The sequence below is a fragment of the Micromonospora sp. KC213 genome (assembly GCF_004348325.1).
Lineage (GTDB): Bacteria > Actinomycetota > Actinomycetes > Mycobacteriales > Micromonosporaceae > Micromonospora.
On record NZ_SMKF01000004.1, the window covers coordinates 15,844 to 28,983 of the forward strand.

13 protein-coding genes and 1 pseudogene are annotated in these 13,140 nt (G+C 69.2%); 9 read left to right on the forward strand and 5 right to left on the reverse strand.

Annotation, left to right across the window (positions count from 1 at the left end; genetic code table 11):
* The first annotated feature begins 68 nt into the window (after positions 1 to 68).
* The 5 genes from E1166_RS01960 (at position 69) to E1166_RS01980 (ending at position 4,120) form a co-directional block, all read left to right on the forward strand.
* A complete protein-coding gene (locus E1166_RS01960) occupies positions 69 to 980 on the forward strand; it encodes a LysR family transcriptional regulator (protein WP_132335219.1) in 912 nt (303 codons plus the stop codon).
* A gap of 30 nt (positions 981 to 1,010) precedes the next feature.
* Positions 1,011 to 1,262: a hypothetical protein gene (locus E1166_RS01965; RefSeq protein ID WP_132335221.1), complete on the forward strand. Its 252-nt coding sequence runs from the start codon at positions 1,011 to 1,013 to the stop codon at positions 1,260 to 1,262.
* Positions 1,263 to 1,435: 173 nt separating this feature from the next.
* Positions 1,436 to 2,107 carry a response regulator transcription factor gene (locus E1166_RS01970; RefSeq protein ID WP_132335223.1) on the forward strand — a complete coding sequence of 224 codons (672 nt, stop codon included), beginning with the start codon at positions 1,436 to 1,438 and terminating at the stop codon, positions 2,105 to 2,107.
* Positions 2,104 to 3,465 (forward strand): HAMP domain-containing sensor histidine kinase, encoded by a 1,362-nt coding sequence (locus E1166_RS01975; RefSeq protein WP_207913929.1) that lies wholly within the window; start codon positions 2,104 to 2,106, stop codon positions 3,463 to 3,465. Before E1166_RS01970 ends, E1166_RS01975 begins: the two co-directional genes overlap by 4 nt.
* Before the next feature lie 202 nt (positions 3,466 to 3,667).
* A complete protein-coding gene (locus tag E1166_RS01980; RefSeq protein WP_207913930.1) occupies positions 3,668 to 4,120 on the forward strand; it encodes an SgcJ/EcaC family oxidoreductase in 453 nt (150 codons plus the stop codon).
* A gap of 266 nt (positions 4,121 to 4,386) precedes the next feature.
* On the opposite strand, the gene E1166_RS31370 is transcribed toward E1166_RS01980, so the two are convergent.
* From E1166_RS31370 to E1166_RS01995, 3 genes are read right to left on the reverse strand one after another with little or no spacing between them, the layout of a single operon-like run.
* Positions 4,387 to 4,887, reverse strand: coding sequence for an FtsX-like permease family protein (locus E1166_RS31370; RefSeq protein WP_207913932.1), 501 nt, complete (start codon positions 4,885 to 4,887; stop codon positions 4,387 to 4,389).
* Positions 4,874 to 6,706 (reverse strand): ABC transporter permease, encoded by a 1,833-nt coding sequence (locus E1166_RS01990; RefSeq protein WP_207913934.1) that lies wholly within the window; start codon positions 6,704 to 6,706, stop codon positions 4,874 to 4,876. The genes E1166_RS31370 and E1166_RS01990 overlap by 14 nt, the downstream gene beginning before the upstream one ends.
* Positions 6,706 to 7,437 (reverse strand): ABC transporter ATP-binding protein, encoded by a 732-nt coding sequence (locus E1166_RS01995; RefSeq protein WP_132335228.1) that lies wholly within the window; start codon positions 7,435 to 7,437, stop codon positions 6,706 to 6,708. Before E1166_RS01995 ends, E1166_RS01990 begins: the two co-directional genes overlap by 1 nt.
* Positions 7,438 to 7,528: 91 nt before the next feature.
* Between E1166_RS01995 and E1166_RS02000 the strand changes: the two genes are divergently transcribed.
* Positions 7,529 to 8,137: a response regulator transcription factor gene (locus tag E1166_RS02000; RefSeq protein ID WP_132335230.1), complete on the forward strand. Its 609-nt coding sequence runs from the start codon at positions 7,529 to 7,531 to the stop codon at positions 8,135 to 8,137.
* Here the strand turns inward: E1166_RS02000 and E1166_RS02005 are convergent.
* Positions 8,134 to 10,113 carry a histidine kinase gene (locus E1166_RS02005; RefSeq protein ID WP_132335232.1) on the reverse strand — a complete coding sequence of 660 codons (1,980 nt, stop codon included), beginning with the start codon at positions 10,111 to 10,113 and terminating at the stop codon, positions 8,134 to 8,136. The genes E1166_RS02000 and E1166_RS02005 overlap by 4 nt on opposite strands.
* A gap of 71 nt (positions 10,114 to 10,184) precedes the next feature.
* Here E1166_RS02005 and E1166_RS02010 point away from each other — a divergent pair.
* Positions 10,185 to 10,394: pseudogene (locus E1166_RS02010) on the forward strand (hypothetical protein); the annotation flags it as partial.
* Positions 10,395 to 10,599: 205 nt separating this feature from the next.
* On the opposite strand, the gene E1166_RS02015 reads toward E1166_RS02010, so the two are convergent.
* Positions 10,600 to 11,763, reverse strand: coding sequence for a serine hydrolase domain-containing protein (locus E1166_RS02015; protein ID WP_165944215.1), 1,164 nt, complete (start codon positions 11,761 to 11,763; stop codon positions 10,600 to 10,602).
* A gap of 80 nt (positions 11,764 to 11,843) precedes the next feature.
* Between E1166_RS02015 and E1166_RS31375 the strand changes: the two genes are divergently transcribed.
* Both E1166_RS31375 and E1166_RS02025 read left to right on the forward strand, forming a co-directional pair.
* The gene (locus E1166_RS31375; RefSeq protein WP_132335238.1) at positions 11,844 to 12,449 is read left to right on the forward strand and encodes a TetR family transcriptional regulator; all 606 of its coding nucleotides are present in this window, start codon (positions 11,844 to 11,846) and stop codon (positions 12,447 to 12,449) included.
* 99 nt (positions 12,450 to 12,548) lie between these two features.
* Positions 12,549 to 12,788 (forward strand): hypothetical protein, encoded by a 240-nt coding sequence (locus E1166_RS02025; protein WP_132335240.1) that lies wholly within the window; start codon positions 12,549 to 12,551, stop codon positions 12,786 to 12,788.
* Positions 12,789 to 13,140 lie beyond the last annotated feature (352 nt).

Sequence of the window (13,140 nt, forward strand, 5' to 3'; positions counted from 1 at the left end):
CTCCACGCTATGAACAGCCGAGCTATTCATCCAATACCGACTCTGGATGTCATCGATAAACTGCGGTTATGGATGTCGACCTGCGGGACCTGGAGCTGCTGGAGGCACTGGACCGGCACACCACCCTCACCGCCGCCGCTCAACACCTGTATCTCAGCCAGCCGGCGCTGAGCCAGCGACTGATCCGGCTCGAGGAGCGGCTGGGCACCCCGCTGTTCGAGCGACGCGGCCGACGCCTGATCGCCAACCGGGCCGGCCAGCGGATGCTGCGCGCCGCGCACAGCGCCCTGGCTGAGGTGCGGGCCGCGACGCACGAGATATGCCGGAGCTCAGCCGGCCGGACACGACCGGTGCGGCTGGCCTCGCAGTGCGCCGGCACCTACCAGTGGCTGCCGCCCGTGGTGCGCGCCTTCCGCCAGCGGATGCCCGGCGTGGAGGTGCTGGTCGAACACCTGCCCGACGGCGAGGTGGTCCCCGCGCTCCTCGCCGGAGACCTCGACCTCGCCCTCGCCTGCAAGCTCGACGTGGCGATGGATCGGCTGCGACTCCAGCGACTCTTCGACGACGAACTGGTCGCCGTCGTGTCCACCAACCACCCCTGGGCAGGGCGCGCCGTGGTGCGGGCCGAAGACTTCGTCGACGTCCATCTGCTCCTGTTCGACGCCTACGACCAGAGCCGGTCGCCGGCGGTCGCGCTGCCGATCCCCGCGCGGGCCCGCCCGGCCCGGTTGACCACGGCACCCATCACCACCGAGCTGCTGATCGAGACGATCGCCTCTGGCGACTCGGTGTCGGTGCTGCCCACCTGGACCGTCGCGCCCTACCTCACCAGTCACGGCGTAGTCACCGTGCCCATCGAGGGCGCTGAGCAGCACCGCACCTGGTACTGCGCCACCCGGCACGGCCAGCTACCCGAAGCGGTGGAGACCTTCGCCGGGCTCCTTGCCGGCAGCGTCGCCACCTACGGATCAGAAGGTTAGGGGTTCGAGTCCCTTCGGGCGCACTACCCGGTGGGCCGTACCGAGGTGGAACCCCGGGTCTTCGTACGGGCCACGGACTACTGGATCGAGCTGTCGGCGCGCTTCGTCTTACCGGTCCGGGAAGTGCGTGCCATCAAGGACGCGGTGACCCGCACCATCCTCGACCGCCCGGGCGAGGCCGGCATCCCCGTCACCTCCGCGACGCAGGAGGTGACACTCCGCAACGCCGACGGCGTCCACTGCGCCTACCGCGAGTCGGGCATCACCCGTCGCCCGTGGTGACGGTCGGCGCCCGGGTCAAGGACCTCTGCCCGACCTGCGGTGGGAGGCGAAGCCTCACCGGCTCAGCGCCAGTTCCCGCCCGGCGCGGATGCAAGAACGCCCGTTGCGGTTGATTGGCCGCGTGCGGTGCACATGATCATGAGCGCTGGCAGTGCGCGTGGAAGGATGGTGCGGTGCGTGTGCTGCTGGTGGAGGACGACGACTCGGTTGCGGAATCGCTCAAGCGCGGGCTGGCGCGGTACGGATTCGAGGTGGACTGGGTCCGCACCGGCGGCGAGGCGTTGGCGGCGTCCGGGCAGGATCTGGTCCTGCTCGACCTCGGCCTTCCGGACACGGATGGTCTCGACGTCTGTCGCCACCTCCGTTCTCGCAGTGGGGTGCCGATCATCGTCATCAGCGCCCGCTCGGAGGAAGTCGACCGGGTTGTCGGGCTTGAGATCGGCGCCGACGACTACGTGTCGAAGCCGTTCGGCATTCGTGAGGTGGTCGCCCGGATGCGGGCGGTGCTGCGGCGCGTGGGAGTGAACACCGGCACCTCCGACAGCGCGACCGATCAGGTCGTGCTCTCCCAGCGCCTGGTGATCGACCGACGCGCTCGCCGGGTGACCCTCGACGGTGCCGAGGTCCCGCTCACGCCCAAGGAGTACGACCTGCTCGCGCTCTTGTCCGAGGAGCAGGGCGCCGTGTTCACCCGCGAACAGATCATGGAAGCGGTGTGGGACGCGAACTGGTTCGGCTCCACCAAGACGCTGGATGTGCACGTCGCCGCACTGCGCCGCAAGCTGGGTGACGTCGTCGCCATCGAGACGGTACGCGGCGTCGGCTACCGGTTGGCCACACGATGATCGTCCGCCAGCTCGTGGCGACCTATGTCCTCCTGGTCGCGCTCGCCATCGGCGGCTTCACGATCCCGGTGGCGGTCACGTTGACGGGGCAGCTTCGCAGCGACACCGAGAGTGCGGTACGTCGAGAGGCGGAGACGGGCGCCAGGCTGCTCGCCGTGGATGACGATCCGTCGCGGCAGGCGTTGGACAGCCTGGTCGACGCCTTCGAGCGGGAGACGCCGGGGCGCATGGATGTGCTGCTGGCCGGAGGGCGTCCGGCCGGCCCGCGGCCGATGCCGGTAGCCAGCGACGACGCGGCGTTCTCCGCCGCGTTGGCGGGCCGGGAATGGCAGCGCTGGGGTCATGCCGTGGCACTGGACGCCGAAGGCCTGGTGCTCGCCGTGCCGGCGCAGGCGGAGAACGGTGAGGTGGTGGGAGCGGTACGAATCAGCTATCCCGCCGCACCCGTCGACACGCGGATCCGGGAGATCTGGCTGTTCCGCGTCGCGCTGGCTGTGGCGGTGCTGATCGTGGCGGCGTTGCTGGGCAGTTTGCTCGCGCGGCGCCTGACCAGGCCACTGCGGGAACTCAACGAGATGGCGAGCGTGCTCCGCGACGGTGATCTGACCGCGCGGGCCAAGGAGTCCGGGCCCGCCGAGGTACGCACGTTGGCACGTACGCTCAACACCGCCACGGAGACGATCGACGCCCTGATCCGATCGCAACGGGCGTTCGTCGCTGACGCGTCGCATCAGCTTCGTACGCCGTTGACGGCGCTGCGGTTGGCGCTGGACAACATCGCCGACGGCACTGACGACCCCACGACCCGCGAGGACGTCGAACGGGCCACGGCCGAGGTCGTCCGCATGACTCGCCTCGTCAACGGCCTGCTGGCGCTGGCGAAGGCGCAGGCCCAGGTGGCCCCGGTGGCACGGGTGCCGGTCAACCGGGTGGTGGCCGAGCGGTTCGAGATCTGGCGTGCCGTCGCCGACGACCGGACTGTCGAGCTGCGCCTGGACGCCCCGGCTTCGGACGTCTTCGCCCTCGCCACGCCCGGCCACCTGGAGCAGATGCTGGACAACGTGCTCTCCAACGCGCTGGACTTCTCGCCCGGCGAAGGCGTCGTGACGGTGTCGGTCCACCGACAGGACAGCCAGGTGGTGATCACCGTGCTGGACGACGGCCCCGGGTTGTCGCCGGCCCAGCGGGAACGGGCGTTCGACCGGTTCTGGCGTGGGCCGGCAGGCCAGGGGCGGTCCGGCTTCGGCCTCGGGTTGGCGATCGTGAAGCAACTCGTGGTGGACAACGGCGGGACGGTGGATCTCGCCGCGGCTCCGTCGGGTGGCGTCGCGGTGCGTATCACCCTGCGCGCCGCCTGACGATCTCTCCTCGTGACGGTTAGGTGACAGAAACCTCGGCCAACATTCCCTGGCCCAACCTTTCCAGTTTCCTTTCCCTGCCTTGTCTGGTTGCTGTACGGCCCTGACTCATAGTTGTTCATAAGCAACTCGACAGAAAAGGGGTTGGGCAATGCGCAGGACAGTTCGAATCCTTGTCGCCGGTGCCGCCGGTGCTGCCCTGGTGGGTGCACCCACGTTCGCCTGGGCCGACGCGAGTGAGGCCAAGCGCCCGAAGGTCACCGCGACCAAGGCGCAGAAGCCGACCAAGGCGACGATTGCCAACCTGTTCACCGAGTGGAACGCGGCGCTGGCCACCGGCGACCCGAACGTGGTCGCGGACCGGTACGCGAACGACGCCGTACTGCTCCCGACGGTCTCGAACCAGGTGCGTACCAACCGTGCGCAGATCGTCGACTATTTCGTGCACTTCCTCGAGAAGAAGCCGCACGGCGAAATCAAGCAGTCCTACATCAACATTCTCGATGAGAACAGCGCTATCGACACAGGTGTTTACGTGTTCACGTTGGCTGCCACTGGTCAGCAGGTCGAGGCCCGCTACACATACGTCTACGAGCTGCGCAATGGCGAGTGGAAGATCGTCAACCACCACTCGTCGGCTATGCCCGAAGGCTGACAGGTTCCGGTCGGCTCAGGCGTAGGTGTCCTCCCCGATGCCGTGGAGAACACCTACGCCCGCCGCCCGCCTTGGGCTCCCCGGAGGTGTGGACCCGCGCTCGTCCTCGGTCTGGTCACCGGTGGCATCGAGACCAGCACCGCCGTCGCCGCCGTTGTGCTGTACCGCATCATCAGCTTCGGACTCATCATCGACGCAGGATTGTCACCTGGGCCGTCATCCAGTACCGCAGCCGGCATCGTCTTTCTCCGCCAGCCCTCCGGCCGTCACTTTCCGGCGCCTCTCAGCGTGAATCTGGCGGAGATCGCCGTTGCCGCCAGCGCCAGGGTCGCCACGGCGGCGACCACCGTGAGGTAGGTGTGCGGCGGCACATGCGGCATCGATGACCCCGTCGTGCCGGTGCTGAACGCCACGAGCGTTACCAGCGAGATCGCCGTACCGATGAGCACCGAGATGGTCGTCGCCGTCACCGTCTCCGCACGCAACATCCGTGCTGCCTGCCGGCGCGTGGTGCCCACCTTGAGGAGCAGGGCGAGCTCCCGCGTCCGATCCATGGTGGACATGGTCAGCGTGTTGACCACGCTGATCGCGCAGAAGGCGATGATCAGGCCCATGGCGACGTACGTCACCGCCGCATTGGGCGTGTCGGACTCCTGCGCGGCCGTTGCCTGGTCAAGCACGGTCACGCCGGGGAGTGCGCGTTCCAGTGCCTCGCGGTTGCCGCCGGCGACCAGCACGGTGCCGCGTGGGTCGTCAACGTGGCCCACGACGAGGCGGTGGGGCAGGGTCAGATCGCCGAAGCCGAGGCCACGGGCGTAGATCGCGGCGACCTGTGCCGTGGCGGGGGTGCCGTCGCCGAGCACCAGCCGCAGTTCGTCGCCGATGTCGACGTTGAGGCGATCGGCCGCCGGTCCGGCTGATCGCGGCCGACGTGTTACCGAACCCGTCGAGCGAGCCCACCATCACCTTGAGATCCATCGTTTGGGCCAGACCTTCGGGAGTGACGGCCTGGGCCGAGTACCTCCCGAGGTTGATCCTGACCGACGTGTGCAGCACCTCGGTGGCGGCGCGCACGCCGGGAATCTCGCGTACGGCGCCCGCGGAAGTACCCGGGCCAAGCACGTAGTCGGCCCTGACACCGGCGTTCCTCTCGCCCTGGGCGGCGTGCTCCACGGTGGTCTGCATGAACAGGATCGTGCATGTCATCGCCGTCACCAGGGTCAGCGGCGTGATGAGCGAGGCGAACCGCCCGGTCTCCGCGCGAAGGTTCTTGCGCGCAAGGTAGCCGGCGACGCCGGGCCCCCGCAGTGGCAGCGCCGTCACCACCCGCGCGATCAGTGGCCCGAGCAGCGCCACCGCCGTGGTCCACAGCAACGCGGTGAGCATGGTGACCGGGCTGGAGGCCGCCTCGGTGGACAGGGACGACAGCACGATCGTCAGCGTGACGGCGCCGGCCGTGACGAGCAGGCCGGCGACCAGCCGGACCCACGGGAGTCGGGCCGTCGGCATCGCCGTCTCGCCCAGCGCCTCCACCGGCCTGATCGTGGTGGCACGCCGAACGGAGATGCGCGCCGCGACCCACGCGGCCACCAGTGTGGTCAACGCCGCGACGATCGACGGGAACGGGCTGAGGACCAGTCGCAGGTTGTCCGGCACGGCACCCAGGTCGACGAACACGGCCCGGAGCCAAAACCCCAGCAGAATTCCGGAACCGGAGCCGATCAGTCCGGCGATCATGCTGATGAGCAGGGCCTCCCGGCCGATGAGGTGCCTGGCCTGGCGTGGCGTGGCACCGACGGCGCGGATCAGAGCGATCTCACTCCTGCGCTGCTGCATCGACAGGGCGAACGTGCCCACGACGACCAGGATCGCCACGAGCAGGGAGGTGCCACCGAGTGCGCCGCCCAGGCTGATGAGTCTGATCCGGGCGTTCTCCGCGTCGGGGAACTCGACCGCGCCGCGCTCGTCGCCGGTGTACGTGACCGCGCCCGGCACGGCGACGTCGACCCTGGGAAACACGCCGATGGCGGTCACCTGCCCGGCGTGCCCGGCCAGCCGGCGGGCGGTGTCGGTGGAGAAGAAGATCGTGTCCTGGTTGGGCAGGGCCTGGGCGGTCACTCCGACGACGCGGTACCCGGGAATCGCCCGGCCGGAGTGGCGGGCATCCACGACCACTTCGTCCGCGGCGCTGGGTGCGCGGCCCTGGGCGAGAGTGAAGGGGGTGAGCGCGGCCGACTCCCATCCGTGGGCGGTGAAGCCGGCGTACGGGAAGGTCACCTCGGTGACGACCTTCGTGACGCCGGGGATGCGCCCGATCTCCTCCGCGAGAGAGGCGGAGATCCACCGGCGCTCGGAGAGGATTTTGGCTTTCTCCTTGCCGCTCTTCTTGGTCATCCGGGCGTACTGGTCGCCTGCCACGATCACCGGCGTGCCGGCGTACCGCTCGGGTGCCACGCTGCCGCGCAGGCCGGTCTCCAGCAGCATCCCGCATGCGGTCACCAGCGCGGCGGCGCACAGCAGGGCCACGAACGCGCCCGCGAATCCGGCCTTGCGATGCCGGAGCGTCTTCCATGCGAAGGACATCATCAGTTCCACGCCCCCAGTCGGGTCATGCGCTCGGCCACCATGTCGGCGCTCGGGCCCGTCATCGCGTCTACGATTCGGCCGTCGGCCAGGAAGAGAACGGTGTCGGCGTACGAGGCCGCCACCGGGTCGTGGGTCACCATCACCACGGTCTGGCCGAGCGCCGAGACGACCTCCCGCAGCAGCGTCAGCACGTCGCGGGCGGTCATGGTGTCCAGCGCGCCGGTCGGTTCGTCGCCGAACACCACCTCCGGCCTGGTGACCAGTGCCCGGGCGAGCGCGACCCGCTGCTGCTGCCCGCCGGAAAGCTGAGCCGGGCGGTGGCCGGCGCGTCCGGCGAGGCCCACCCGGTGCAGGATCTCGTCCAGCCAGGCCCGATCGACCCGGGCGCCGGCCAGCATGAGCGGCAGCGTGATGTTCTCGGTCACGGTCAGCGCGGAGACCAGGTTGAACGCCTGGAACACAAAGCCGACGCGCTCGCGCCGCAGCTTGGTCAGGGCGTTCTCGTCCATGCCCGCCAGCGCGGTGTCGCCCAGCCGCACCGATCCCGAGCTGGGCACGTCAAGCCCGGCCGCGCAGTGCAGAAACGTGCTCTTGCCCGAGCCGGACGGGCCCATGACGGCGGTGAACGTTCCCCTGGGAATGCCGACTGTCACCTCGCGCAGGGCGGCCACAGAGCCCTGGCCCCTGCCGAACACCTTGCTCACCGCGTCCAAACGCACTGCTTCTGTCATGAACACAAGCCTGCTGATCCGCGTTTCGGATCACCAGAGAGCTGATCATGAGCCGGCCATGACCTCATCATGATCCGGACATAATTGGCGGATGGTCCGCATGCTTCTGGCCGAGGACCAGCACGTCATCAGGGAGGCCCTGGTGGCCCTGCTCGGCCTCGCACCTGATATCGAGGTCGTCGCGTCGGTCGAGTCCGGGCACGCCGCGGTCGCCGCCGCGCTGGTCCACCGGCCCGACGTGGCAGTGCTGGATGTTGACATGCCGGGCAAGATCGACGGGCTCGACGCCGCCGGCGAGCTGCGTGCCAAGCTGCCGCAGTGCCGCACGCTCATCCTCACCGGGCACGGCAAGCCGGGTCACCTGCGCCGCGCGCTCGCCTCCCAGGTGGACGGCTTCGTGCTGAAGACCGCCTCACCGGAGGAGCTGACGGCCGCGATCAGGAAGGTCGCGCGCGGCGAGCGGGTTCTCGACCCGTTGCTCGCCAGTACCGCGTGGAACCTCGCCGACAACCCGCTCACTCCTCGTGAGGTCGAGGTTCTGCGGTTGGTGGCGGACGGATCCGAGCCGCCGGAGATCGCCGGTCAGCTGTTCCTGGGCGCGGGCACGGTCCGCAACTACATCACCGCGACCGTCGCCAAGCTCAACGCCCGTAACCGCACCGACGCGGTGCGCGTCGCCTCCGAGGCGGGCTGGATCTAGGTCGGGACCCAGGCGAGCGTGGGTGCGGTGGCGGTCAGCTCGAACCAGCCGTCCTCCTGCGTGACGGCCAGCCATCCGTCCAGCGCCGCCAGGCGGGTGGTGAGGTTGCCGATGCCGGCCGAGCCGCGGCGGCCCGGCGAGGAGCGTGCGCCGTCGTTGCGCACGCTCAGCCGTACGGTGCCGTCTCGTGCGGAAGTCGTGATCGCGCACCGGCGTGCGGTGCTGTGCCGCAGGACGTTGGTGACGGCCTCCCTGAGCACGACGCCGAGCGTGGTGTCCACGTCCTTGCCGAGAGCGTCGTGGCCCAGATCGAGCTCGACCGTGATCCCGGCGGCTGTCAGGAGCGAGCGTGCTGACTCCGCCTCCGCGGTCACTGACAGCTGCCTGCGCTCGCCCGAGACCGAACGCAGATCCTCCATCGCCCGCTCGGTCATCATCATGACGTCGACGAGTTCCTTCCGCGCCCGGTCGGCGTCGAGGCGGCGGGCGAGTTCGCACTTGAGCAGAATCGCCGCCAGCGTGTGGCCGAGGAGGTCGTGCAGGTCGCGGGCGGCGCGCAGCCGTTCCTCGACGACGGCCGCGCGGGCCAGACCGTCTCTCGACTCGTGCAGCTCCCTGGTCAGCTGGGCGAGTTTGAGCAGGCCGTACATGACCAGGCCGGTCACCACCGTGCTGAGCGCGTAGTTCACGGTTCGCGGTGCCGGCAGCCCGAGCAGTACCCCGGTGGTCGCGACGGCGGCCACGATCGCCGCCACCAGCGGCACCGCCACCGTCCAGGAGAAGGCTAGTAGGACCGGCCCCGCCAGGAACCCGGCCACCCCCAGCCAGCTGTGCCCGAACCAGGGCAGCGGCGCGAACGTCAGTACCGCCATGATGGACAGCGCCACGGGATGACGGCCCTCGACGAAGCGTAGCTGCATGAAGACGATGACGGCCAGCGGCGCGAGCAGCCACAGCGAGCCGGCCAGCAGCAGCGCCTTGGCCGAGAAGCCGACCAGGACGGTGGCCAGCAACGCGATCGGCAGCATGTTGTCGCGGGCGGGTCTGGCCTGCGGGCGGGTCGCGGGCAGCGTGGCCACCACGGTCAGCGACGCGTCATCGGCGAGTTCGACGGTGAGCGTTCCGCCCGCCGCATCGATCTGGGCGGGCAGGTCGCCGAAACTGTCATCGTCGGCCGTCGTCGCGCCGTCGTGGGAGACACGGAGCCGGATGGTGGAGCCCTCGACGGAGGTCTCGATCCGGCAGGTGCTGGCGGTGCGGTGCCGTACGATCTCCGTCACGGCCTCGCGGAGTACCGCCGCCACGAGCGCGCCGGCCGGCCCGAGCGGTTCGGCATGGTTCACGCGTACGTCCGTCGCGACGCCGGCGGCGGTCAGCATCGCCTTGGCGGTGGATATTTCCGGTGTCAGGGACATGGCGCGGTAGCTCGACGCGGCGGCGCGGGCGTCGGCGAGGGAGCGGCGCGCGGTGTCCACGTCCGGTGTTCCGGCCCGCGCGCCCGCGGCGATCGCGTCGAGTGCTCTGCCGATGCCGGCGTTGAGTTCGGCGGAGATGCGCAGCCGTTCCTCGGCCGCCGCCGTCATCGCGAGCGACAATCTGGCGGCGTTCACCTCGTCGATCCGGTCGATCATCGTGGTCAGGCCGTAGGTGACCAGGGCAATCAGCACCATGCTGATCAGCGGGTCGGTCGGGCCGAGCAGGGCGGCGCTCACCGCCACCGCCGGGGCGAGCGGCCACATCGAGGTCAGCAGCAACGACCCGCCGACGAAGCCGAGGATGCCGACGGAGGAACCGAACAGCAGCACGGACCCGTACGCCATGGCGGCCTGAATCGCGACCAGCCACCACGATCGTCGCCAGGCGAAGGCGACCTGCACCCCGAACACGGCCACCGCCAGGGGCGACCCCGCCGCGACGTAGATGCTCGCGAAACCCGCGAACACCACCACGACGATCAGCTTGGCCCGGTTGTGCACCGGTGCAGCCTACGAAGCATCCCGGCGGGATTCCGATCAGGGGCGGCTCGTCCGGCGGAGGCGGCGCGGCCGACGTCGGCCTGGACCACTACCAGGTGCGCCGGTACGACGCCTGGTGCCGGCACATAACGCTCGTTCTGTGCGCCCACGCCTACCTCGCCGTCACCGCCGCCCACGCCCAACCACACCCATCGATGGTCACGAGTGGCGACGCCGACACCAACACCGCGCCAAAACAGCCCACTACCAGCGAAGACACCGACTCCACCAGACGCTGTTGAAGTACTAGATGGCGGCAGCTGCACACCCCGCCGAGTTCGGTCTACGTCCAGCGACTCGCCGCCCGACAGCGCGATCCGATGAGGTGACGCTGCGCGAACGGCCATTCCTGAGCCAGTCGTTTCCTCGGCTTGCGATCTGCCGAACCGAGTACACTCGATCATGGGCAGTTGAGCGCATCCATCGAGGATAGTTACTTACGGCTAGTCAGCGTGCTGGCCATCGTCGGATGCCGGCGGCTGCGTAGACAGCTTCGGTGAGCGCCGTGAACCGGAATCGCGGTTGCCAGCCGATGTGGCTGAGTTCGCCCCAGTAGTTCGGTGTGTAGCCGAACGCGAGTTCGTGTTCGGCGTCGGCGAAGGCGAGGGAGCCGCTAGCTCCGGTGTGGCCGAACAGGCCGGCGATGCCGACGCTGGGCCACATGGGTCCGCCGGGGAGCTGGAATCCGAGACCCCAGTCGGTGCGCATCCGGAGCACCTCGTCACGACCGCTGGCTTGCGGTTGCCGGGCGGTGTTCATGAGATCGGCGGAGATGAGCCGGTGCCCGTCGACCGGTCCGATGAGGGCCGCGTAGAGGCGGGCGAGGGCGATACCCCTGCCGATGCCGCCGGCGGAGGCGTCCTCCACCTCGTAGCGGACGAGTTCGGAGTGGTCGTTGAAGCCGGCGTCGCTGCCTCCGAAGGTGGCGTGGTAGGTGACCGATCGGCGGTCGAGCACACCGAGCGCGTAGGGCAGCCACATCGGGTTGAGCAGTGACCGGAACGCCTGGCTCTGGGAGGGTCCGATCATGGGGGCGACTCGGTGGTGCTGGTCGACTGGCAGGCCGAGGTGGAGATCGAGTTGGTGAGGGGCGGCGATCTCCTCAGCGAAGAATCGCCCGACGGTGCGTCCGGTGACGGCTTTCACGAGCCCGCTGAGGATGTATCCGTAGGTGATGCCGTGATATCCGTGCCGCTCGCCCGGGTTCCACCAAAGCCGCTGCCGCTCGATCCGGCGCAACACCGGGTCCAGCGCGACCGCATCGTCGTTGCTCACCGGCCGGTCCAGGGCGGCAAGGCCGGAACGATGCGAGAGCACCAGGTGCACCGGAATCTCGGCCTTGTCCGCCTGCCCGAAGTCAGGCCAGTACTCAGCGATGGGCCGTTCCAGGTCGATGACGCCACGCTCGACCAGCAGCAGCACGGCAGCCGTCGCCAGCGACTTGCTGATGGAGGCGATCGGGGTCACCGTGTCCCGTTCCCAGATCTGAGTCCGTCCACGGTCGACGTGGCCGCCCCATATCTCCACAATCGGCCGGCCGCCCCGGTAAACGCCCAGTGAGGCGCCGATCTCCCGCCCCGACTGCAGGAAGTCGGCGAAGACGTCCCACACTGACCCGAAGCCATCCTCGCAATGCCCTCGAACCACGCTTTTGATAGTCACTATCAAAAGATATCAGGTAGCATGATGACATGGAAGCGAGGGACCTCCGCGACCCGACAGCGCAGGGGAGCGGACTGCGTGCGCGCAAACGAAGGCAGACCGAACGCCGCATCCAGGCCGCCGCGCTCGGCCTGTTCGAGCGGTACGGCTTCGACGCCGTCACCGTCGAGCAGGTCGCGGCCGAGGCCGACGTTTCAGTCGTAACGGTCTATCGGTACTTCGTCACCAAGGAGAACCTCGTCCTCCAGGACCCCTTCGAGGGCGAGCTGACAGACGCTATCCTCGAAGCGATCCGCACCGGCCACGACATCCCCGCGGCCGTCCAGCACGTCCTTGAACAGCTGCCCGCGGAGCGCGCGGAAGACACCGAGCAGGACGCCCGAGTTCGCATCCGCCTCGCCAACGAGATCCCGGCGATCGCCGGCGCAGCACACATCCGCGCCCGCGCCCGCGCCCGGCAGCTCGTCGAGGCGCTGCCCGGCGGGCTAGCGGACAGATTGGACGCACGAGTACAGGCCCTCGCGACCTTCGCCGCCCTCGAAGCTGCCGCCGACCACTGGCACGACGTCCCGGATGCGGGCACGCTGCGCGACGTCTCCTTAGCCGCTGTACGAACGCTGCGCACGACGTGGTGAGCCAATAAGCCTCCGCATGATGTCCACCGCGGCGCATTCGCGGCAGCGCCTGCTCCCACGACCCCGACCACGCGACCTGGGATCACCACCGCATGCGCGGTGGGCGCGGTCGCCGATCTGGCGCTGGTCATCAACGGTACGGCCAGCGCGGACGACGCCGGCCTGATCAAGATAGGTATGCGTGCCACCCTCTCGTATCCGGGTGGCCGCACGTTCGCAGCGACGGTGAGCGGTGTGGGTGGTCGCGTCAAGGCGCAGCGAGCGGCCGTCGCGGGTGTGCCGGTCCGGTTGAGGCCGAAGACCAATCCACATTGGTACCACTGGTCGGGGAGGCGGTGAAGGTGAGTATCACGGTGGGCGGGACCGGTCACAGGGTGCTGAGCGTGCCGGTCGCGACCGTGTTCGCCGCTTCGGACGGCACGACCCGGGTGACCGTACGCGACCCGCGCGGTCAGGTGCGCGACGTCCCGATTGCCGGTCGGGTTGTCACGCGGGCTACCGCCGAGCCGCGTTCCTTCGAGCCCGCCCCGACAAGGCGGATAGACGTTGGAAAGCGGCCGCCGACCTACGCCTCAAACCCGCCTCGTCCGCGAGTTCGAGGTCAGAAAGTCGCGCGAGCAAAGCGGACAGGGACAGTCGAAGTTCGAGGCGGGCAGGCGGGCAGGCGGGCATCCCGCGATGGTGGATCCCA